Below are 21,446 nucleotides of genomic sequence, written 5' to 3'. Positions count from 1 at the left end.
GCGGGGTCACTTCCGGGTGAACCAGACCACCACCGACTTCATCTCTTCGGCGGGTCCGTCGACGAGCACGCGGACGACCCGGCCTTTGGTGTCCATCATGGCCACCTCGGCGTTCTTGCCGGCGGGCTTGGTCACCATGAAGTGCCGCTCGTCCAGCCACCCGTGGAAGGCGCCGCCCTTGGGCAGGCGCGTGTCGCCCTTCGCGGCGCCGGTCTGTAGGTCCCAGAAGCAGATGTACGACGATTTTTTGGGACATGTGGTCGTGAAGACCGTCCCGAACGGGGTGCGATCCGCGCCTCCCGGCAGCAGGGTGCCCTTGCCGGGGAAAGAGCGCAGCAACGTGCCGTCCACTTTCAGCACCCGGATCACGCCACCCCGTGCCTCGTGCAGCACGGTGTCGGTGTCGGCGCCCCACGCGTACGTGCCGGTGCCGCCGTCCTCCGTCTCGGTCCTGGTGACGGACCCGCCGACCGGGTCGATGACCAGAAAACCGACGGGCACGCGCGGCTTGCGCCGATCGTCCAACACCGTGGCGAGCAGCCGTCGCCCGTCCGCCGACCACGCCGTGCCGTACACCGTGTCGGGCTTGTCGACCGTGCGAATGTCCCGATCCCGTCCGGTGGCGCGATCGCGCAGGAGAATGGTCTCGTAGTCGGTCCGATTGACCCTCGTGACCGACAGGGACGCCACGTAGCCGCCTCCGGGCGAGACGATCGGCTCGGCGAAGCTGCCGAAGTAGGCGAAGGACTTACCGCTGGGATCCCGTACGTACGAAGGATCGTTGCGTCCGGGGCGGTGGTCGACGTAGGACGAGACCCAGGCCGGATCGGCGGGGTTCTCGTGCAGCGTGACGCCCGTCTCGGGGATCTTCAGCTCGGAAACGGAGGCCGGCGCCAGCAGGCCTTGCCGCGGCACCGGCACGGCCACCGGCTTCGGCGTGGGAGCGGCCGGCGGCGCCGGGGCGGGTCTGAAGTACAGGACGGCGCCCGCGACCGCCACCGCCGTGACCACCGCGGCGGCACCCACCCACCACCGTCTGCCGGGCACGCGTGCGGGAGGCGCGGCGGACTGCTGCCCCTCGGCCAGCAGCCGCTGCTCACCGGTGTCCCGCAGCACCTGCTCCGGCACCCGGTCCCCGAGCAGCGTGAGCAGCGCCCGCGTCGCCGTGGGGCGGGCGCGGGGGTCCTTGGCCAGGCAGCGCGCGGCCAGCTCCCGCACCTCGCCGTCGAGGTCGCCGAACTCCGGCTCGGCGTGCATGATGCGATGGATCAGCGCGGGCACGTCGCCCACGCCGAACGGCGGCTTCCCGGTCGCGGCGGCCACCATCGTGGAGGCCCACGCGAACAGGTCCGCCGCAGGCCCGGCCAGGTGACCGGCGAACTGCTCAGGCGCCATGTACGGCGGCGTGCCCACGAGGTGCTCCGCGTCGAACTCCGCCTCCTCCAGCGCCCTGGAGATGCCGAAGTCGATCACGCGCGGCCCGTCCCTGCTGAGCAGCACGTTGCCGGGCTTGAAGTCCCGGTGCACGACGCCCGCCTGGTGGATCGCGGCCAGCGCGGTCAGCGTCCCGATCGCCAGCCGCCGCAGCTCCGCCCCGCGCAGGGCGCCGCGATCGCGGATCACCTCGGCCAGCGAAGGCCCGTCCACGTACTCGCTCACCACGTACGGCGTGCCGCCCAGCTCGCCGCTGGCCAGCACCTGCGCCGTGCAGAACGCCTTGACCCGCCGCGCGTACCCGATCTCCTGCCGGAAGCGCGCCCGCGCCTCGGGGTCGTCGAGCCCGGCCCCGAGCATCTTGATGGCGACCCGTCTCCCGTCGGCCGCCTCACCCAGGTAGACGACGCCCTGGCCACCCTCCCCGAGCCGCCCCAGAACGCGGTGGCCGTCGATCTGGGCCGGGTCTTTCGCGGTCGGCGGGTTCATGAGCGGGGCACGGGGGCGTACTGGAAGAGGAAGGGCTTGTCGTTCGCGATGTCGGCCAGCACGCGTCGGGTGCCGCCGAGGAAATCGACGATCTTGACGACCTGAGTGCCCTTCTTCTTGCCGGGCTCCTCCGTGAGCAGATGCTTGTCGTTGAACCAGCCGAGGAAGCTGCCCTCGTCGTCGGTGTAGGGCACCGTCGCCAGCCGGGCGCCGGTCTTGGCGTCCCAGACGCAGTACGCCTTGCCGGCCGGGCAGACGGTGGCCAGCCTCTTGCCGGAGGGAGAGAACCAGTTGACGCCGCGCGGCAGGCCGACCCAGTGCAGCGTCTTGGTGACCTCGCCCGACATGTCGTAATACGCGACGCCGCCGCGCTTGCCGTCCCAGTAACCCCGGACGATCGAGCCGTCGGGGGTGAAGGTGTAGGGCAAGGAGGGGTTGTCGGTGTACTCGGTCTCGACGTGCACGGACGTCCTGGCGGTCACGTCGACGACCACGAAGCCGACAATCCGCCGTGGCTCGGATTCCGGGTCGTGGACGGACAACAGCATCTTGGTACCGTCCCTCGACCAGACGGGGCTCATGGTCTGCAGGGGTTTCTTGACCGTGTTCACCACGAAGGACTCGCCGGTGGAGAACCTGGAGAACTTGACCTGGTCCAGCTCGGAGCTCTGAAATTTGATCATGGGGTTGAGCGCCACCCAGTCGCCGTTCGGCGCGACCATGGGCTGCTCGGTCGCCCCCATGGCCTTGAACCCACCTGACCTGTCCCTGGCGTAGGCCGTGAACTTGTCGCTGGGCTCCAGGTAGGCCACCAGGCGCACGGGGTCTTTGGGGTGTTCGTGCAGAGTGACGCCGGTCGTCGGCAGCTTCGTGTCGGTGGCCGCCTTCTTCTCCGCGTCCTCCAGCGGTGCCTCCGTCGCCGACGAGGTGATCGTGGGCGTGGCCGCGGCGGCGGTGGGCGGCTTCGTCGCGGCTGCATTGGTGGGTGGCGGGCGATCACCGGCCAGGGCGTACACGCTCACGCCCGACACGAGCGCCCCCGCGGCGAACGCGGCGATCAACGCCGGCACTCCCTCGCGCCACCGGGCCGGCGGCCGGGTCTGCTGGACCGGCGGCGCGGGGCCTTCCACCCGTCCTGTCAGGAACGACGTCTGCCCGACCAGGCGTAACAACACCTCGCTGGCGGCGGGCCGCGCGGCCGGGTCCTTGGCCAGGCAGGCGGCGATCAGGCCGTGCAACTCGCCCAGATCGGGCAGATCAGGCTCACCGCCGGTGATGCGATCGACGGTCGCGGCCATCGAGCCGCCCTCGAAGGGCGACGACCCGCTGACGGCGAACACCATGGTCGCCGCCCACGAGAACACGTCGGCGGCGGACTCGGCGTCCGCCCCGCGTAACCGTTCGGGCGCGGTGTAGGCGGGCACCTCCACCTTCCTGGTGGCGATGGCCGCCTCCGCCAGCGCCTTGGCCAGCCCCGCGTCGACCACCCGCGGCCCGTCGGGGCCGAGCAGGATGGTCCCCGGCCGGATGTCGCCGTGCACCAGCCCGGCCTGGTGCAGCGCGACCAGCGCGGTGATCGTCCCGGCGGCCAGCCGGTAGAGCCCCACGCCGTCGAGCGAGCCGCCGGCGGCTTCGAGCGTGCCCCCCTCGACGAACTCCGTGACGAGGTAGGCCCGGCCGTCCTGCCGCCCCATGTCGAGGATCTGCGCGGTGCCGACCGCGGACGCCTCCCGCAGCGGCTCCATGGCCCGCAGGAAGACCTCGACCCGCAGTTCCTCCGGCAGCAGCCGCACGACCACGGCTTCTTCGACGGAGGACGTGCCGGCGAAGACGTCGCGCCCCAGCCGTCCGGTCAGCCGGTATCCCGCGACTTCGGCGGGATCCTCTGCCCGTAAATCCGTAATCTCCGACATACCGCGTTCAAGCCTTCCACCCGGCCGACTTTGTGATCGTCATTATGGCCCCGCCAGGTCCGCACGACCACGCGGCGGGCCCACCTGACGCGCGTGACGGCGAGCGCCCCGTGGCGGTCAGAGGGCGTATTCCTGGAGGCCACCCGCCCGGTACGGCGGGTGGCGGCCCGCTCGGCACCGCGTAAATTCATAAACTGCCTACATGCCAGAGGGCGATGCTGTTTACCGGGCGGCGGCGCGCCTCAGAGGCGCGCTCGACGGCCGCACTCTCACGCGGTCGGACTTCCGTGTCCCCCGCTACGCCACCACCGACCTGACCGGCCGCGCGGTCCTCACCACCGTCTCCCGCGGCAAGCACCTGCTCACCCGCGTCGAAGGCGACCTGACCGTCCACACCCACCTGCGCATGGAGGGAAGCTGGCAGGTCTCACCCACCGGCCGGCGCGCCCCCGGCGGCGACCAGGTGCGGCTGATCCTGGCCAACGAGCAGTGGCAGGCGGTGGGGGTCAAGCTCGGGATGGTGGATCTCGTCGGCACCGGCGACGAGGCGCGACTGGTCGGCCACCTGGGGCCCGACCTGCTGGGGCCCGATTGGGACCCGGACGAGGCCGTGCGGAGGCTGCGAGGGGCGCCCGACAGGACGATCGGGGAGGCGCTGCTCGATCAGCGCAACCTCGCGGGGATCGGCACGATCTATCGCGCCGAGACCCTGTTCCTGCGCGGGGTCTGGCCATGGCGGCAGGTCGGAGAGATCGAGGATCTTTTCGGGCTCGTCTCATTGGCCCAGCGGCTGCTGAACGCCAACAAGGGGCATGCGGGCACGGTGACCACAGGTGATCGCCGCCCGGCGAACCAGACGTGGGTCTATGGCAGGGCGGGGAGGCCCTGTCGCCGATGCGGCACGCGCATCAGCCGCGGGGAGATGGGGGCGCGTCCACAGGAACGGCTGATCCTGTGGTGTGCCGGCTGCCAGCCGCGTTAGGCAGCCACCATGTCCTTGACTTCGGGGAACACGGAGTCGCCGATCGACCCGGGAACCGTCTCGGAAAGGGACAGGCGCTCGTGCTCGGGAACATCTGCCATCACCGGGGCAGCCTGGAGCTCCGCCAGCGCGAACTGGTCGGAAACCTCACGCAACACCTGCGAAAGCGGCACTCCCAGCGCGCCGCAGATCGACGCGAGCAACTCGGACGAGGCCTCCTTCTGGCCACGCTCCACCTCGGACAGGTATCCGAGTGAGACACGTGCAAGAGTGGACACCTCGCGTAGCGTGCGTCCCTGCCGCACCCGCAACCGCCTCAGCACGTCGCCGAGCAGCTGACGCAGCAGAATCATCTGTCGCTCCCTCCCCGGCGCGGATGTCTTCACCACGCCCCGCGCGATCGGATCGTGCCGCACATTGGTCTTCTTCGCTTCGTACATACTCCTCGCCGTCATCACTGGACGTCGCCGCCCCTGGACCGCCGCTCGTGCCTCGTTGCGCGACTTATCAGGCCCGCCTGCCGGGCGCTCGGTGCTTGCAGTTGGCTCACGGACCTCACTCACAGCTCCACCGTACCCGTATCCACCGACACCGCGTCAGACCGCGCATCGCTTGTTCGCTCGGGACGTAACACGGTAATCACCCGGAATGTTCCCCTTTGTTCGCCTTCAGCACACCTGCCAGGAGATCGACTGCCTCGTCCACCGTCTCTACCCTGATACGTTCGCGTGACCCTTTGAGACTCAATTCGCGGGCGGAAATCTGTCCGCCCGGTCCGCAGACGGCCACGTGCACGGTGCCCACGCCCCTGCCGTCCTGCGGCTCCGGGCCCGCCACCCCCGTCACGGCCAGCCCGTACGTCGCTCCGCACAGCCGCGCCACCCCCGCCGCCATGGCCGCGGCCACCTCCGGATGCACGGCCCCCTCGCGCGCCAGCAACTCCGCCGGCACGCCCAGCAACTCGTGCTTGAGGTCGGTCGCGTAGGAGATCACGCCGCCCCTGAACGCCCTGGAGGAGCCCGAGACCGACGTGATCGCGGCCCCGATGAGCCCGCCGGTCAGCGACTCGGCCACGGCGACCGTGGCGCCCTGGCGCACCAGCATCGTCAGCACCCCGGCCACGTCCGCCATCGATCACTCCCCGCGCGCCTGCTTGGCGACTTTACGCAGTTTGACGGCCCGGACGATGTAGTCGACGCCCGTGCCCACGGTGACGACGACCGCTGCGCCCATCACCACCCACCGGACCGGCCCCGGGATGAAGGGCAGGAGGTAGAGCACGATCGCGGTGATCTGCAGGACGGTCTTGACCTTGCCGCCGTAGCTGGCCGGGATGACCGCGTGCCGCAGTAACACGAACCGCAGGGCCGTGATGCCCAGCTCCCTGCCGATGATCACGAGCGTGACCCACCACGGCAGCTCGCCGAGGATCGACAGGCTCACGAGCGCGGCGCCCGTCAGCGCCTTGTCGGCGATCGGGTCGGCGATCTTGCCGAAATCGGTGATGAGGCCGTAGCGCCTGGCCAGCTCTCCGTCGAGGTGGTCGGTGATGGAGGCCACCGCGAACAGCGCCAGCGCGCCCACCCGCCATCCCGTGCCGGGCAGGAAGAGACAGACGACGAAGAAAGGGACGAGCACCAACCGGAGGACCGTGAGGACGTTGGCGATGTTCCACGGGCTTACGACGCGGCGCTCGTCCCGTTTCATGGACCGGCCTTGATACGCGCGATCAGGTCAACCCCCTCGGCGTCGACCACGACCGCGCGTACGATCTGGCCCCGGACCAGGCCGATGCCCTGCACCGTGACCGAGCCGTCGACCTCGGGCCCCTGGTGCGCCGCCCGGCCCTCGTAGCCGCCGTCGCCCAGGTCGTCGTCGATCAGCACATCGACCTCCGTGCCGATGCGCTCCTCCGCGCGCTGGGCGGTCAGCTCCTCGGCCAGCTCGGTCAGCATGCGCACCCGTTCGTCGATGACCTCCTGCGCCAGCTTGCCCGGCAGGTCGGCCGCCTCGGTGCCGTCCTCGTCGGAATAGCCGAACACGCCGATCACGTCGAGCCTGGCCTCCTCCAGGAAGCCGACCAGCTCGCCGAACTCCTCCTCGGTCTCGCCGGGGAAGCCCACGATGAAGTTGGAGCGCACACCCGCCTCGGGGGCGCGCTCGCGAATGGTCTCCAGCAGCCCCAGGAAGCGCTCGGGGTCGCCGAAGCGGCGCATCCTGCGCAGGACCGAGCCGCTGGCGTGCTGGAAGGACAGGTCGAAGTAGGCGGCGACGCCCTCGGTGCCGGTGAGCACGTCGATCAGGCCCGGCCGCAGCTCGGCCGGCTGCAGGTAGCTGGCCCGCACCCGCTCGACGCCCTCCAGGGCCGCGAGCTGCGGCAGCAGCTTCTCCAGCGCCCTCAGGTCGCCCAGGTCCTTGCCGTAGGAGGTGGAGTTTTCGCTGACCAGGACGAGCTCGCGCACGCCCCTGTGGGCCAGCCAGTCGGCCTCCGCCAGCAGCTCGTCGGGCTTGCGCGAGACGTAGGAGCCGCGGAAGGCCGGGATGGCGCAGAACGTGCACCGCCTGTCGCAGCCGGAGGCCAGCTTGAGCGAGGCCACCGGGCTCTCGTCGAGCCGTTTGCGCAGCACGCGCGGGCCGCTGGCGGGCGCGACGCCCGCCGGCAGGTCGCCGTGGCCCGGGATGCCGGCCTTGGGGGCCGCGGCCCGGTCGACCGGCGAGATGGGCAGCAGGAGGCGGCGGTCGCGCGGCGTGTGCGGCTTGAGCGACTTGCCGGCGAGCACGTCGTCGAGGCGCCCGCCGATCTCGCTGTAGTCGTCGAAGGAGATGACCGCGCTGGCCTCCGGCAGGGCCTCGGCCAGCTCGTTGCCGTAGCGCTCGGCCATGCAGCCCGCGGCCACCACCTTGGCGCCGGAGTCGGCGGCGGCGAGCAGCGTGTCGATGGAGTCTTTCTTGGCCGAGTCAATGAAGCCACACGTGTTGACGACGACGACATCGGGGTCGTCGTCGCCCAGCTGCCAGCCGGCAGCCTCAAGTCGCGCGGCGAGCTCCTCGGAGTCGACCTCGTTGCGCGCGCAGCCCAGGGTGATCAGCGATGCGGTTCGGCGGGATGACATGGTGAACACTACGGTATCGGGAGTTGGCCACCACCTGATGCACTGGCTCCCCCGCTGACCACCGCGTGACTACCGTGACTGCGGTTTCGGCGGCCCGAACGAGCGCCTGACGACCTCTCCCCGGCCGCCGAGCCCCTTCACCCTCTTGCCGTTGACGTGCAGGGTAATGGCTCCGGCGTCCGCGATCAGCACGTTGACCTTCTCGGCCGCCTGCCAGGTGGAGGTCTTGCCCGCCTTCAGTGTCCCGGCGAACAGTTTGCGCCCCTGGGCGTCGTGCACGTTCACGTACGACGACCGCTTGGCCCTCATCTTGACCGTCACCATCTTCTTGGCGACCGCCTTGCCCGGCGCCGGCTTGGGCGCCTCGGTGATGGGCGTGTTGGGCGGGACGCTGGGCCTGGCCGAGGCCGCCCGCACGTCGCCCGTCCGCACCTGGTCACTCGCGCCGCCCAGCACCCGCATCATGCCGAACACCACCACGATGGTCAGCGCCACGCCGAGCGCCATCGTCCAGTTCGGCCCGCGCCGCTCCGGCAGGTGGATCTTCTTGTCGGCCTGGAACACGGCCGAGGCCGCCACCGGTAGCGGCGCCCCTCCGTGTTCCTGGTCATAGAGATGGATGACGGCCTCGGGATCGAGCCCGACGGCCTTGGCCACGGCCCTGACGTGCCCTCTGGCGTAGAAGGCGCCGCCGCACTGACCGTAGTCGTCCTGCTCCATGCACTGGATGATCGCTTCGCGAATCCTGGTGGCCGCGCCGACCTGCTCGACCGACAGTCCGGCGGACTGCCTGGCGGCCCTCAGCATGGCCCCGATGCTCTGCTCCTGCACTGCGAACGCCCCCCACCACACCATGACTCTTCGTGGTGGTACATATTCAATCAGTTATCGCCGCGCACTCACGCATTGGGGTCATTCGCCACGCAGGTCGGCCAGCAAACCCGCGAGCTCGTCGGGCTTCACGAGCACCTCACGCGCCTTGGAGCCCTCGCTCGGGCCGACCACGTTGCGGCTTTCGAGCAGGTCCATCAGCCGCCCCGCCTTGGCGAACCCGACGCGCAGCTTGCGCTGCAGCATCGAGGTCGAGCCGAACTGCGTGGTCACGATCAGCTCGGCCGCCTGGATCAGCAGGTCGAGGTCGTCGCCGATGTCCTCGTCGATCTCGCGCTTGACCGGCGCGGCGGCCACGTCGTCGCGGTATTCGACCTGCATCTGCGCCTTGCAGTGCTCGACGATCCCCGCGATCTCCTTCTCCGAGACGAACGCGTTCTGGATGCGGATCGGCTTGCTCGCGCCCATCGGCAGGAACAGCGCGTCACCCTGCCCGACCAGCTTGTCGGCGCCCGGCTGGTCGAGGATGACGCGCGAGTCGGTGAGGCTGGAGACGGCGAACGCCAGGCGGGAGGGCACGTTGGCCTTGATCAGGCCGGTGACCACGTCGACCGACGGCCGCTGGGTGGCGATCACGAGGTGGATGCCGGCCGCGCGGGCGAGCTGCGTGATGCGCACGATCGAGTCCTCGACGTCGCGCGGGGCCACCATCATGAGGTCGGCCAGCTCGTCCACGATCACCAGCAGGTACGGGTAGGGCTGGTAGACGCGCTCACTGCCCGGCGGCGGCTGCAGCTTGCCCGCCCGCACGGCCTTGTTGAACTCGTCCACGTGCCGGAACCCCGACGCCGCCAGGTCGTCGTAGCGCCGGTCCATCTCGCCCACGACCCATTCGAGGGCCTCGGCGGCCTTCTTCGGGTTCGTGATGATGGGGGTGATCAGGTGGGGGATGCCCTCGTACACGCTGAGCTCGACCCGCTTGGGGTCGACCAGCACCATGCGCACCTCGTCGGGCGTGGCGCGCATGAGGATGCTGGTGATCAGCCCGTTGACGCAGACCGACTTGCCGGCGCCGGTGGCGCCCGCGATGAGCAGGTGGGGCATCTTGGCGAGGTTCGCGACGATGGTGCGGCCCTCGACGTCCTTGCCCAGGCCGACGATCATCGGATGGTGGTCGGCCTGGGCCACCTGGGCCCGCAGCACGTCGCCGAGCGAGACGAGGTCCTTGTCGGCGTTCGGGATCTCGACGCCGATGGCCGACTTCCCGGGGATGGGCGACAGGATGCGGACATCGGCGGACTTGACGGCGTACGCGATGTTCTTGGTGAGGGCCGTGACCTTCTCCACCTTGACCGCGGGCCCCAGCTCGATCTCGTAGCGGGTCACCGTCGGCCCGCGCGTGAACCCGATCACTTGCGCGTCGATGGTGAACTGCTCCAGCACGCTCGTCAGCGCGTTGACCACGGTCGTGTTGGCCTTGGTCTGCGGCTTGGGCGCCGTGCCCTGCTTGAGGTGCTGCAGGTCGGGGACGCTGTAGGGGCCAGCCTGCGGCGACAGGACGAGCTGCTCGACCTTGCGGGGCGCGGGAGTGGGCTGCGGCGGCTCAGGCCTCCTCTCAGCCTCGGGAGCGGGCTGTTCCTCCTCGTCGGTGAGCCCCGGCACGATCTCGGGCGAGTGGTCGGCCCGCTGCTGCTTGTCCTTCTCGGACAGCACGGGTGTGTCGTAGGGCTTGACCGTCTCAACGGGCTCGCCGTCCTCGGTCTTCTTGGTCCTGGTCCGCTTCCTGGCCGGCGTCTTCTGCTGGTCGGGCTCCGCGTGCCGTTCGAACAGCATGTGCTTGAGCTCGGCCAGCCGCTCGGGGATGCGGTGCACGGGCGTGGCGGTGATCACCAACACGCCGAACCCGGACAGGAGCAGCAGCAGCGGGATCGTGATCCACGGCGGCAGGATGCTCATCGGCGGCGCCGACACGATGAACCCGATCATGCCGCCGGCCTGCGACACCCGGTCCATGCCCTGGCCCTCACCGGCCGGGTAGGGGGTGCCGTTGGCCACGTGGATGACGCCGAGCACGCCGACCAGCAGCGCGGCCCACCCGATCACCATGCGGCCGGTGTCGGCGTTCTGGTCGGGGTGGCGCAGGTAACGCCAGGCCAGCAGCCCGAGCAGCAGCGGCAGCGCCCAGGCGAGCGAGCCGAACACGCCGCGTACGGCCGCGTTGACCACACCGGCGACGGCGCCGTCGGAGTTGCGCCAGACCATGGCCGCGACCACGATCGCGCCCGCGAGGACCGTCAGGCCCAGGCCGTCGCGCCGGTGCGCGGGATCAAGCTCGCGGGCGTTCTTGCCCAGCGCGCGAGCCGTGCTGCCGATGCCGTTGGCGAGCAGCATCCACAGCCCCACGATCAGCTTGCCGATCATGGTGAAGACCCAGCTGATGGGGTCTTGGTGGGTCATCGAGGGTTTGCGACCGGCGGAGGATCCCTTCGCCCTGGACCGTCCCGCCGACGTGCTCCCGCGCTTCGCGGGGGTCGAGCGAGCAGAGGTCGACCGCTTCGCCGGCCCCTTCGATGCGCTTTTCGGCGTACGGGTGGCCATGATGCCAAAGGTACGTCGGAGACACCGCGATGCGCGCGTAGGCTCGCCGGTGTCTTCAACCTTCAGTCTCTCGCGCGGACCGTCGAGACGGCCTCGAAGGCGGCCTGCATGGCGGCCACCCGGTCGGCGAGGTCCTTGACCGCCTCCATCAGCCCCTCGTCCCCCGTCGTGTCCTCCCCCAGCTCGTGCAGGCGCGACTCCACCGAGCCGAGCCGCCGCGCGAAGTCCTCCAGCGCCGCGTCGTCCTGGACGAGCTGGCTCAGCAGCGCCGTCTGCTCGGACAGCACCGCGTTCTTGCGGAACAGCTCCATGAACACCGCGACCTTCGACCTGAGCACCCACGGGTCGAACGGCTTGGTGAGATAGTCGACCGCGCCCACCGCGTAGCCCCGGAAGGCCGCCCCCGAACTGGGCTCGGTGCCGGTCAGGAAGATGATCGGCACGTCGCGGGTCTGGTCGAGCCGCTTGATGTGGGTGGCGGTCTCGAAGCCGTCCATGCCGGGCATGAGCACGTCGAGCAGCACGACCGCGAAGTCGTGGCGCAGCATCAGCTTCATCGCCTCGGGCCCCGACCTGGCCTTGAACAGCAGTTGCTGCAGCGGCCGCAGCACGGCCTCCAGCGCTACCAGGCTCTCCTCGTTGTCGTCCACCAGCAGGATCTTGACCTGTCGGTTCATCCCCCATCCTCCCTGTCTCCCGCGAGCCACCCGCGCATCACCTCCAGGAGCTGGTCGAGGTCCACGGGCTTGGGAACGTAGTCGGATGCGCCGCAGGCGATCGTCTTCTCCCGGTCGCCGGGCATCGCCTTCGCGGTGAGCGCGACGATGGGCAGGTCGGCGAAGCGCGGCATCTGGCGTACCGCGACGAGCGTCTCGTAGCCATCCATCTCGGGCATCATCACGTCCATGAGGACCAGCGCGATGTCCTCCTCACGCTCCAGGGCCTCGATGCCCTCCCTGCCGTTCTCGGCGTAGACGATCTCCATGCCGAGCCGGCCGAGCACATGGGTCAGGGCGTACACGTTGCGGATGTCGTCGTCCACGATGAGCACCCGCCGGCCGCCGAACACCGCGCCGAGCGGGTCGTCGTTGAGCCGGGTGAGCGTGGAGCCCCGCAGCCACAGGTCGTCGCCCTCCGCCGACGGCCACTCGTCGTGCGGCGGGGCCGCGCGGGTCTCGACCGCCTCCAGTGCGGGCTCGGCCTCCCGCTCGGGCTCGCCCGCGTGGCCCGCGACCGGGCACCTGGCCGGCACGAAGAGGGTGAACGTGCTGCCCGAGTCGGGCCTGCTGCTGGCGTGGATCTCGCCGCCGAGCAGCCGGGCGATCTCGCTGCTGATCGACAGGCCGAGCCCCGTGCCGCCGTATTTGCGGCTCGTGGTGCCGTCGGCCTGCTGGAACGCGCCGAAGATGGCCGGCAGTTTGTCGGCCGCGATCCCGATGCCGGTGTCGCTGACCGCGAACGCGATCACGTCGCCGTCGGCCGCCTCGCGTTCGACCCTGACCTCCAGGCGCACCTCGCCCGCGGAGGTGAACTTGACCGCGTTCGACAGCAGGTTGCGCAGGATCTGCTGGAGGCGGCGCTCGTCGTTGTACAGCTCACGCGGGGTGCCCGGCCTGACCTCGATCTCGAACGTGAGCCCCCGGTCCACGGTGAGCGGCCGGAACGTGGCGTCCACGTAGTCGAGCAGCTTGCTCAGCGGCAGCTTCTCGGGCCGTACGTCCATCCGCCCGGCCTCGATCTTGGACAGGTCGAGGATGTCGTTGATGAGCTGGAGCAGGTCGCTGCCGGCGTTGTGGATCGTCGTGGCGAACTCGACCTCCTGCTCCGACAGGTTCCCCTCGGGGTTGTCGGCCAGCAGCCTGGCCAGGATGAGCAGGCTGTTGAGCGGGGTGCGCAGCTCGTGGGACATGTTGGCCAGGAACTCCGACTTGTAGCGGGAGGAGGTGGCCAGCAGGTGGGCCTTCTCCTCCAGCGCGGCGTTCGACTTGCGCAGCTCGGCCTGCTGGCGCTGCAGCTCGTCGGAGCGGCCCTGGAGCTGCTGGGCCAGCCGCTGGGACTCCGACAGCAGCGCCTCGGTGCGGGCGTTGGCGATGATCGTGTTGATCGCCACGCCGATGGTCACCACGAACTGGTCGAAGAAGGCCAGGTGCACGTCGCTGAACCGGCTGAACGAGGCCAGCTCGATCACCCCGAGCACCTTGTCCTCGTACACGATGGGCAGCACCACCACGCTGGCCGGAGCCGCCTCGCCGAGTCCCGAGTGGACCTTGATGTAGCCGGGCGGCACGTCCTCGAACAGGATGCGCTTGCGTTCCAGGGCCGCCTGCCTGATCAGGCCGGGACCGGGTGTGCCGGGCCCGGGGAGCACGTCGTGGGCGGCGCCGTAGCCGGCGATGAAGGCCAGCGAGCCGTCGGGCGAGTCGGCGTCGGCCAGGAAGAAGGCGCCGTACTGGGCGCTGACCAGCGGCGTCAGCTCGCGCAGGATGAGGTCGGCCACCTCGACCAGGTCGCGGTGGCCCTGCATGAGCCCGGCGATGCGGGCCAGGTTGCTCTCCAGCCAGTCTTTGGCGCGGGTGGTCTCGCGCAGGTTGGCGACCATGAGGTTGACGTTGTTCTTCAGCTCGGCGACCTCGCCCTTGGCCTCGACGCTGATCGAGCGGCTCAGGTCGCCCTGGGCGACGGCGCTGGCCACCTCGGCGATGGCGCGCACTTGGGTGGTGAGGTTGCCGGCCAGCTCGTTGACGTTCTTGGTGAGGCGCTCCCAGGTGCCGTAGACGCCCTCGACCTCGGCCTGCCCGCCCAGCCTGCCCTCGGAGCCGACCTCGCGGGCCACCCGCGTCACCTCGGAGGAGAACGACGACAGCGTGTCGACCATGGTGTTGATGGTGGTCTTGAGTTCGAGGATCTCGCCGCGGGCGTCCACGTCGATCTTCTTGTACAGGTCGCCGTTGGCCACGGCGGTGGCGACCTGGGCGATGTTGCGCACCTGGCTGGTGAGGTTGGAGGCCATGAAGTTGACGTTGTCCGTCAGGTCCTTCCACACCCCGCTCACCCCCCGAACCTGCGCCTGACCGCCCAACCGCCCCTCGGTGCCGACTTCGCGGGCCACCCTGGTCACCTCGTCGGCGAACGCGGACAGCTTGTCGACGGTGGCGTTGATGGTGTCCTTGAGCTGGAGGATCTCGCCGCGGGCGTCCACGTTGATCTTCTTGTACAGGTCGCCGTTGGCGATGGCGGTGGTGACCTTGGCGATGTTGCGTACTTGGCTGGTGAGGTTGGAGGCCATGAAGTTGACGTTGTCCGTCAGGTCCTTCCACACCCCGCTCACCCCCCGAACCTGCGCCTGACCGCCCAACCGCCCCTCGGTGCCCACCTCACGGGCCACCCGCGTCACCTCGTCGGCGAACGCCGACAACTGCCCCACCATCGTGTTGACGGTGTCCTTGAGCTGCAGGATCTCGCCCTTGACGTCGACGCTGATCTTGCGGCTCAGGTCGCCCTGGGCGACGGCGGTGGCGACCTGGGCGATGTCGCGTACCTGCTCGGTGAGGTTGGAGGCCATGAAGTTGACGTTGTCGGTCAGGTCCTTCCACACCCCGCTCACCCCCCGCACCTGCGCCTGACCGCCCAACCGGCCCTCCGTACCCACCTCGCGCGCCACCCGCGTCACCTCGTCGGCGAACGCCGACAACTGCCCCACCATCGTGTTGATGGTGTCCTTGAGCTGCAGGATCTCGCCCCGCGCGTCGACGGTGATCTTCTTCGACAGGTCGCCGTTGGCCACCGCGGTCGTCACCTGCGCGATCGAGCGCACCTGGGTGGTCAGGTTGGAGGCCATGAAGTTGACGTTGTCGGTCAGGTCCTTCCAGGTGCCGAGCACGCCCTTCACCTCGGCCCGGCCGCCGAGCTGCCCCTCGGTGCCGACCTCGCGCGCCACCCGGGTGACCTCGCTGGCGAACGACGAGAGCTGGTCGACCATGGTGTTGACGGTCAGCTTGAGCTCCAGCAGCTCGCCCGTGGCCTCGACCGTCACCTGCCGGGTCAGGTCGCCCCTGGCCACGGCCGTGGTCACCACCGCGATGTCGCGCACCTGGGCCGTCAGCCGCCCGGCCATGGCGTTGACCGCTTCGGTGACGTCGCGCCAGCTCCCCGACATGCCCTGCACCTTGGCCCGGCCGCCGAGCCGCCCCTCGGTGCCGACCTCGCGCGCCACCCTGGTCACCTCGCCGGAGAACAGCGCGAGCTGGTCGACCATGCGGTTGACGGCCTTGCCCATCAGGCGCAGCCCGCCGCGCAGCGGCCGGTTGTCCTCCTGCAGGTCCACCCGTTTGGACAGGTCGCCGTCGGCGACCGCGTTGAGCACCCGGGTGGCCTTGGCCGCCGGAATGACGAGCGCGTCGACCAGGGTGTTGACGGCGGCGATGTTGACCGCCCAGCTCCCCGTGCCGGGGCTCGGGCTCAGGCGCTCGTCGAGCCGCCCGTGCCTGGCCACCTCACCGCGCAATCGGGTCAGCTCGTTGGACAGGTGCTCGTTGCGGTCGATCACCTGGTTGAACGTGATCGCCAGCTCGGCGAGGACGGGATCGCCGGGCATCTCCAGCCGGGTGCGGAAGTTCCCGTCGCGCAGCCCCTGCAGGGCCACGAGCAGGGGACGGAGGTCCGCTGGGTGGAGCGATCCAGGCGTGTACGGCGATTCCAACTGCGCGACCATGGCGGCCTTCTTCACAACTGGAGGTATCAACGGCATCAGTCTGCCACTCTGAGAGTGACTGAACTGCCACATCGAGTGATGTTCTAGGACGCAGAGTGGACACGACCAGGGTGTCGAGCACGGCTTTCGACGGCACTCCCCATGCACCGGCGCACGCGCGCAGATTCGTCCGCCAGGTGCTGGGCGAGTGGCGCCTGAGCCATCTGGCGGAAGACGCCGTGCTCCTGACCAGCGAACTCGTCACCAACGCCGTGGTGCACGCGGGCACCGGCGTCGAGCTGACGTGCCGCCTGGACGTCGACGCCACTCCGGCGAAACTCGAAATCGAGGTCGACGACCACCATCCCACCCGCACCATCCTGGCCGCCGAATCCCCGCCACCCGAAGGCGACCCGCTGCCCACCTCAGGGCGCGGCCTCGCGCTCGCCGGGATGCTGGCCGACGCCTGGGGCGTCACCTACACCAGGACGGCCAAGCGCGTCTGGGTGCGCATGGAGCTCAGCGAGGGCTGCGACCAGCAGGAGGTCGTGGTCGGCCCGCCCGGCCTGGCCCCCGCCATGATCGCCGCGCCCATCGACACCCTGCACGTCGGCGTGGTGGTGTGCGACCGCGACGGCGTGGTGGAGTCGTGGAACTCCGAGGCCGAGCAGTTGCTGGGCTGGCGGCCCGAGCAGGCCATCGGCAGGTCGCTCAAGGAGCTGGTGGCCTGGCGCGGCCACGGGCCCTACGCGCTGTCGCTGGCCGACACGCTCAACCTGGGCCGCTGGCGGGGCGAGGCGCGGATGCGCCACCTGGACGGCCGGCTCGTGCCCGTCTACGTGTCCCACCTGCGCACGCGTTCCGAGGAGCGCCGGGCGATCTGGATGGTGGTGGCCAGCGATCACCGCTATGTCCTGACGCCGCCTCCCGCGCCGCTGCGCAGGGAGGCGGGCCGGCGGATCAAGGACCTGCTCGACCAGGACATGCCGTTCTCCGAGCTGCTCGACACGATCGCCCAGATCGTGCAGATGTCGTGCGGCGGCGACGCCGCCTACGTGCTGCTGGCCGCCGACGGCGGCCACCGGTTCGGCGTGGCGGCCGGTGCCGGCGTCACGGCCGGGCTGGTGGGGGTGCTGGCCACGGGGGTGTTCGGCGTCGACCGCAAGGCGCCCGCCATGATCGAGGACCTGCTGGCCGGGGACGTCGAGCTGGCCCAGCAGCTCCGGGCCCGGTCGCTGGCGTGCGCGCCGCTGCTCGTGTCCGGCGAGGTGACCGGCTACATCGTGGTCACGGCTGCCCAGCCGGGCCGCTTCGACCAGGAGCTCACGGTCAGCCTGCAGCACATCGCCGACCAGGTCGCCGTGCCCGTGCAGCGCGAGCGGCTGGCCGAGCAGGAGCGCGCGCACCGGGGGCGGCTGTCGTTCCTGGCCGAGGCGGGCGAGTTGCTGGCGGGCGTCCACGACGAGGAGCTGATCGCGGCCCTGACCGCGCAGCTCGTGGTGCCCAAGATCGCCACGTGGGCCGCGGTCTACCTGACCGATCTGGCGGGCATGACCAGGCTCGCCCACGTCTGGCACAGCGAGGAGCGCCACAACGCCGACCTGCGCAAGTCGCTGCCCGCCATCCCGCGCACCGCGCTCAACGAGATGACCTGGCCGGTCGGCCCGGAGAACGTGCTGGCGTTCCCGCTGCTCACCCAGGGCAGGTCGCACGGCGCGCTGGTGATCGGCCGGGCCGAGACGACGCTGCCGCTCGAACTGGCCGACCTGCTGGCCGACCTGTGCCGGCTGGTGGCGCTCAACCTGCACACCGCCATGCTGTACGCCAGGCAGGCGACCACCTCGCGGGTGCTGCAGCGCAGCCTGCTGCCCATGCGGACGGCGCCCATGCCGGGCCTGGAGTCCGCGGTCGTCTACGAGCCGGCCGAGGAGGGCGCGGACGTCGGCGGCGACTTCTACGACCTGTTCACGGTGGCCGACCACTGGTGTTTCGCCCTGGGCGACGTGTGCGGCAGCGGCCCGGAGGCGGCCGCGGTCACGGGGCTGGCCCGGCACGCCGTACGCCTGCTGGCCAAGGAGCACTACACGGTGGCCGACATCTTCGACCGGCTCAACCACGCACTGCTGGAGGAGGGCGAGGAGGGCCGGTTCCTCAGCCTGCTGTGCGGGGAGCTGACCCCGCTCCCCCAGGGCGGCGCGCTGTGCACGATCGCCTCGGCCGGCCATCCGCCGCCCCTCCTGCTGCGGGAGAGCGGCCTGGTGGAGGCCATGGCGACGCCGCAGTTGCTGCTCGGCATCGAGGCCGGCGCCCGGTTCTACGTGGAGACGTTCGAGCTCGCGCCGGAGGAGGTGCTGCTGTGCGTCACCGACGGCGTGACCGAGCGCCGCGACGGCGACCGGCTGCTGGACGACGGCGACGGGCTGTCGGCGATCCTGGCCGGCTGCGCGGGGCTGAGCGCCCACGCGGTGGCCGAGCGCGTGCGGCACGCCGTCGAGACCTTCGCCACCGAGCCGTCGCAGGACGACGTGGCCCTGTTGGTGATCAAGGCCGCCGCCGCCCTGCGTCAGGTCAGATGAAGCGATAGGTCGTGGTGGAGGTGCGGAGCTCGCCCGGCCGCAGCACGGTCGAGGGAAACTGCGGCTGGTTGGGCGCGTCGGGGAAGTGCTGCGTCTCCAGGCACAGCCCGGCGAAGGCCCCGAACGGCGTGGTGACCCCGTCCAGCATGCTCCCTGAGTAGAACTGCACGCCGGGCTCGGTGGTCGTGACCTCCATGGTCAGATCGCCTGCCGTGACCTGGACGGGGCCGTCGAGCACGAAGCAGTGGTCGTAGGCGCCGTCGTAGCGCTCGCCCAGGGCGTGCGGCTCGCGGAAGTCGAACGGCGTGTCCTTGACCTTGGCCAGCTCGCCCGTGGGGATCTTGTCCTCGTCGACCGGCAGGTAGTGCTCGGCCTCCATGCGGATGACGTGGTCGAGCACGTCGCCGCCGCCCTTGAGGTTGAAGTAGCTGTGGTTCGTCAGGTTGACCACGGTCGGGGCGTCGGTCTCGGCCGTGTAGTCGATGCGGAGCGCGTCGTCCGCGAGCGTGTACGTGACCGAGGCGGTCAGCGTGCCCGGGTAGCCCTGGTCGCCGTCGGGGCTGGTCAGCGTCAGCGTCACCGACGAGCCGGTGCGCTCGGCGATCGTCCACACCTGGCTGTCGAAGCCCTCGGTGCCGCCGTGCAGGCTGTTGGGGCCGTTGTTGAGCGGCAGCCGAAACTCGACGCCGTCGAGGGTGAAGGTGCCGCCGGCGATGCGGTTGCCGTAGCGGCCGACGACGGCGCCGAAGTAGCGGCTGCGGGTCCGGTAGTCCTCCAGCGTGTCCAGCCCGAGCACGACGTTGACCCCGGACACCTCCAGCGTGCGCACGATGGCGCCGTAGGTGAGCACCTCGGCGCGCAGCCGCCCTGAGGACAGCTCTACGCTCTCGACCTGCCGGCCTGACGGCAGCGTTCCGAAGATCATGATTGGGCCCTTCCCGTGGATTCGCGGACGATGAGGGCGGTGTCGAGGGTCACCGTCGCACCCTCGCCCCCCGACTGCAGCAGCAGATCGACGGCCATCCTTCCGGCGGCCACGGCCGGCATGGCGACCGTGGTCAGTTTGGGCCGGTTGAGCCGTCCCGGGAGGATGTCGTCGAACCCGATGACACTTATCTGGTCTGGTACCCCTATCTCCATCGCCGACAGGCCCTCAATGACGCCGAGCGCCACGAGGTCGTTGTAGGCGAGCACCGCGGTGGCCCCGCAGGCCGCCACGTCGGGGGCCACGGCCAGGCCGCCGGCCTCGGTCGGCTGGTTGGGGCCGAAGAAGACCAGGTCGAGCCCGACCGCCTCGGCGGCCACGCCCTGCATCTCGTTGCTGGTCCACGAGCCGATCGGCCCGGACACGAGCGCGATCCTGCGGTGGCCGAGCCCGGCCAGGTGCTCCAGGGCGGCTTCGGCGCCCTGGGCGACGTTCATGAGCACGGCGGGCATGCCCTTGATCCGCCGGTTGATCACGACGAACGGCACGTCCTCGGCCAGGCGCTCGATCATCTTGTTCGACAGGCGGGGGCTGCACAACAGGACGCCGTCCACCTGTTTGGTGAACGTCCTGATCAGCTCCTCCTCGACCCGCGGGTCCTCGTCCGTGTCGGCCACGAACACGTGGTAGTCGCGGCCCCTGGCCTGCGACTGGGCGGCCTTGATGAGCGGCGGGAAGAACGGGTTGGCGATGTCGGCGACGATCAGGCCCATGTTGAACGTGCGCCCGGTGGTCAGGGCCCTGGCCGCCCGGTTGGGGCGGTAGCCCAGGTCGTCGGCGGCGGCCAGCACGCGGCTTCTGGTGGCAGGATTGACCAGGTGCGGCGCGGAGAACGTACGGGACACTGTGGACACGTGCACGCCGCAGGCGCGCGCCACGTCCTTGATCGTCGCCGCCATCCGGGCCCTCCCTTGCAAACGGTTGCCAGATCAAACCTTGACCTTTGGGCCTCAAGTCGTCAAGGTTCTTGCAACCGGTTGCCGATTACCAGGAGCCGCCCAGCTCGTTCAGCGTGAAGACGCCGCCGGCGCGGTGGTGCAGGGGCTCCGACAGGTCGGGCTCGCCGTGCTCGGCGATCAGCGCGGCGGCCATGGGCTCGGAGGAGTCGCGGGAGACGTACCCGATGGCCTCGGCCTCGCGCAGGGACCACCAGCGGCGGGCGTTGTCGGAGACGCCCCAGACGACGTGGTAGCCGGGCGCGACCAGGGCGGCCTCGACCAGGCGGGCGAGGTCGTCGGGTGAGATCCAGGTGGCCAGGCCGCGGGTGTCCACGGAGCCCTCATTGCAGGTGCCGAGCCTGACGACGGTCACGTTCATGCCGAACCGGTCGTGGTAGAGGCTGCCGAGCGCCTCCATGACGACCTTGCTCACGCCGTAGAAGGTGTCGGGGCGCGGGAAGGCGTAGTCGGGCAGGTCCTCGCCGGACTCCGGCCTGGTGTGGAAGCCGGCCGCGTGGTGGCTGCCCATGAGCACGAGGTGCTCCACGCCCTCGTTGCGCGCCGCCTCCATGAGCACCTGCGTGCCGTCGATGTTGGCCCGCACGATGTCGTCCCAGGGGTGTTCGCGGCTCTGGCCGCCCAGGTGCAGGACGGCGTCCACGCCCTTCATCGCCTCGGCCATCGCGGCCGGGTCGGCCAGGTCGGCCGTCACCCACTCCTCGCCAGGGCCGGGCTCGACCGGGTGAAGGTCGGAAAGACGCAGCGTGCGGCCTTCGCGGGCGAGCCGTGGCCGGAGCAGCTTGCCCACATTTCCGGCGGCCCCTGTCATGAGAATGCGCATGCATCCATGATGTACACGATTCTGCTTGAGATTCACATCCTTGAATATTGACCGTG

15 protein-coding genes are annotated in these 21,446 nt (G+C 70.2%); 2 read left to right on the top strand and 13 right to left on the bottom strand.

Annotated elements, in window-relative coordinates:
* Window positions 1–6: 6 nt before the first annotated feature.
* Complete coding sequence (locus tag C4V41_RS01380; protein WP_103953862.1) at window positions 7–1,923, bottom strand: serine/threonine protein kinase; 1,917 nt, start codon at window positions 1,921–1,923, stop codon at window positions 7–9.
* Entirely contained in the window at window positions 1,920–3,836 is a 1,917-nt protein-coding gene (locus C4V41_RS01375; RefSeq protein ID WP_103953861.1) for a serine/threonine-protein kinase, read from the bottom strand. The genes C4V41_RS01380 and C4V41_RS01375 overlap by 4 nt, the downstream gene beginning before the upstream one ends.
* A gap of 202 nt (window positions 3,837–4,038) precedes the next feature.
* On the opposite strand from C4V41_RS01375, the gene C4V41_RS01370 reads away from it, so the two are divergent.
* Window positions 4,039–4,818, top strand: coding sequence for a DNA-formamidopyrimidine glycosylase family protein (locus C4V41_RS01370; RefSeq protein ID WP_103953860.1), 780 nt, complete (start codon window positions 4,039–4,041; stop codon window positions 4,816–4,818).
* Here the strand turns inward: C4V41_RS01370 and C4V41_RS01365 are convergent.
* The 8 genes from C4V41_RS01365 to C4V41_RS01330 form a co-directional block, all read right to left on the bottom strand.
* Complete coding sequence (locus tag C4V41_RS01365) at window positions 4,815–5,171, bottom strand: helix-turn-helix domain-containing protein (RefSeq protein ID WP_103954678.1); 357 nt, start codon at window positions 5,169–5,171, stop codon at window positions 4,815–4,817. The genes C4V41_RS01370 and C4V41_RS01365 overlap by 4 nt on opposite strands.
* Before the next feature lie 286 nt (window positions 5,172–5,457).
* On the bottom strand, window positions 5,458–5,949 hold the full coding sequence (locus tag C4V41_RS01360; protein WP_103953859.1) for a CinA family protein: 492 nt from the start codon (window positions 5,947–5,949) through the stop codon (window positions 5,458–5,460).
* 3 nt (window positions 5,950–5,952) lie between these two features.
* Complete coding sequence (gene pgsA, locus C4V41_RS01355; RefSeq protein ID WP_103953858.1) at window positions 5,953–6,525, bottom strand: CDP-diacylglycerol--glycerol-3-phosphate 3-phosphatidyltransferase; 573 nt, start codon at window positions 6,523–6,525, stop codon at window positions 5,953–5,955.
* Entirely contained in the window at window positions 6,522–7,931 is a 1,410-nt protein-coding gene (gene rimO / locus C4V41_RS01350; RefSeq protein ID WP_103954677.1) for a 30S ribosomal protein S12 methylthiotransferase RimO, read from the bottom strand. The genes pgsA and rimO overlap by 4 nt, the downstream gene beginning before the upstream one ends.
* Before the next feature lie 69 nt (window positions 7,932–8,000).
* Window positions 8,001–8,738, bottom strand: a complete 738-nt coding sequence (locus C4V41_RS01345; protein WP_160150136.1) for a helix-turn-helix domain-containing protein — start codon at window positions 8,736–8,738, stop codon at window positions 8,001–8,003.
* Window positions 8,739–8,843: 105 nt separating this feature from the next.
* Window positions 8,844–11,360: a DNA translocase FtsK gene (locus tag C4V41_RS01340; RefSeq protein WP_103953856.1), complete on the bottom strand. Its 2,517-nt coding sequence runs from the start codon at window positions 11,358–11,360 to the stop codon at window positions 8,844–8,846.
* A 62-nt stretch (window positions 11,361–11,422) separates the two neighbouring features.
* A complete protein-coding gene (locus C4V41_RS01335) occupies window positions 11,423–12,037 on the bottom strand; it encodes a response regulator (RefSeq protein ID WP_103953855.1) in 615 nt (204 codons plus the stop codon).
* Complete coding sequence (locus C4V41_RS01330) at window positions 12,034–16,071, bottom strand: HAMP domain-containing protein (protein ID WP_200823677.1); 4,038 nt, start codon at window positions 16,069–16,071, stop codon at window positions 12,034–12,036. Before C4V41_RS01330 ends, C4V41_RS01335 begins: the two co-directional genes overlap by 4 nt.
* A 95-nt stretch (window positions 16,072–16,166) precedes the next feature.
* Between C4V41_RS01330 and C4V41_RS01325 the strand changes: the two genes are divergently transcribed.
* On the top strand, window positions 16,167–18,626 hold the full coding sequence (locus C4V41_RS01325; RefSeq protein WP_103953854.1) for a SpoIIE family protein phosphatase: 2,460 nt from the start codon (window positions 16,167–16,169) through the stop codon (window positions 18,624–18,626).
* Here the strand turns inward: C4V41_RS01325 and C4V41_RS01320 are convergent.
* From C4V41_RS01320 to C4V41_RS01310, 3 genes are all read right to left on the bottom strand, one after another.
* Window positions 18,619–19,551, bottom strand: coding sequence for an aldose epimerase family protein (locus C4V41_RS01320; RefSeq protein ID WP_103953853.1), 933 nt, complete (start codon window positions 19,549–19,551; stop codon window positions 18,619–18,621). The two genes, C4V41_RS01325 and C4V41_RS01320, sit on opposite strands and share 8 nt — an antisense overlap.
* The gene (locus C4V41_RS01315; RefSeq protein WP_103953852.1) at window positions 19,548–20,510 is read right to left on the bottom strand and encodes a LacI family DNA-binding transcriptional regulator; all 963 of its coding nucleotides are present in this window, start codon (window positions 20,508–20,510) and stop codon (window positions 19,548–19,550) included. Before C4V41_RS01315 ends, C4V41_RS01320 begins: the two co-directional genes overlap by 4 nt.
* Before the next feature lie 85 nt (window positions 20,511–20,595).
* Complete coding sequence (locus C4V41_RS01310; RefSeq protein ID WP_235029846.1) at window positions 20,596–21,390, bottom strand: NAD-dependent epimerase/dehydratase family protein; 795 nt, start codon at window positions 21,388–21,390, stop codon at window positions 20,596–20,598.
* Between the last annotated feature and the right edge of the window lie 56 nt (window positions 21,391–21,446).

This window comes from Nonomuraea solani, from assembly GCF_900108335.1.
In the GTDB taxonomy this organism is placed as follows: Bacteria; Actinomycetota; Actinomycetes; order Streptosporangiales; family Streptosporangiaceae; genus Nonomuraea; species Nonomuraea solani.
This window is presented reverse-complemented; position numbering and strand designations above follow the sequence as displayed.

Excerpts from the sequence above, each read along its gene's own strand:
- C4V41_RS01380 (WP_103953862.1), bottom strand. The coding sequence starts at position 1,923 with ATGAACCCGCCGACCGCGAAAGACCCGGCCCAGATCGACGGCCACCGC.
- C4V41_RS01375 (WP_103953861.1), bottom strand. The coding sequence starts at position 3,836 with ATGTCGGAGATTACGGATTTACGGGCAGAGGATCCCGCCGAAGTCGCG.
- C4V41_RS01370 (WP_103953860.1), top strand. The coding sequence starts at position 4,039 with ATGCCAGAGGGCGATGCTGTTTACCGGGCGGCGGCGCGCCTCAGAGGC.
- C4V41_RS01365 (WP_103954678.1), bottom strand. The coding sequence starts at position 5,171 with ATGATTCTGCTGCGTCAGCTGCTCGGCGACGTGCTGAGGCGGTTGCGG.
- C4V41_RS01360 (WP_103953859.1), bottom strand. The coding sequence starts at position 5,949 with ATGGCGGACGTGGCCGGGGTGCTGACGATGCTGGTGCGCCAGGGCGCC.
- pgsA (WP_103953858.1), bottom strand. The coding sequence starts at position 6,525 with ATGAAACGGGACGAGCGCCGCGTCGTAAGCCCGTGGAACATCGCCAAC.
- rimO (WP_103954677.1), bottom strand. The coding sequence starts at position 7,931 with ATGTCATCCCGCCGAACCGCATCGCTGATCACCCTGGGCTGCGCGCGC.
- C4V41_RS01345 (WP_160150136.1), bottom strand. The coding sequence starts at position 8,738 with ATGCTGAGGGCCGCCAGGCAGTCCGCCGGACTGTCGGTCGAGCAGGTC.
- C4V41_RS01340 (WP_103953856.1), bottom strand. The coding sequence starts at position 11,360 with ATGGCCACCCGTACGCCGAAAAGCGCATCGAAGGGGCCGGCGAAGCGG.
- C4V41_RS01335 (WP_103953855.1), bottom strand. The coding sequence starts at position 12,037 with ATGAACCGACAGGTCAAGATCCTGCTGGTGGACGACAACGAGGAGAGC.
- C4V41_RS01330 (WP_200823677.1), bottom strand. The coding sequence starts at position 16,071 with ATGGTCGCGCAGTTGGAATCGCCGTACACGCCTGGATCGCTCCACCCA.
- C4V41_RS01320 (WP_103953853.1), bottom strand. The coding sequence starts at position 19,551 with ATGATCTTCGGAACGCTGCCGTCAGGCCGGCAGGTCGAGAGCGTAGAG.
- C4V41_RS01315 (WP_103953852.1), bottom strand. The coding sequence starts at position 20,510 with ATGGCGGCGACGATCAAGGACGTGGCGCGCGCCTGCGGCGTGCACGTG.
- C4V41_RS01310 (WP_235029846.1), bottom strand. The coding sequence starts at position 21,390 with ATGCGCATTCTCATGACAGGGGCCGCCGGAAATGTGGGCAAGCTGCTC.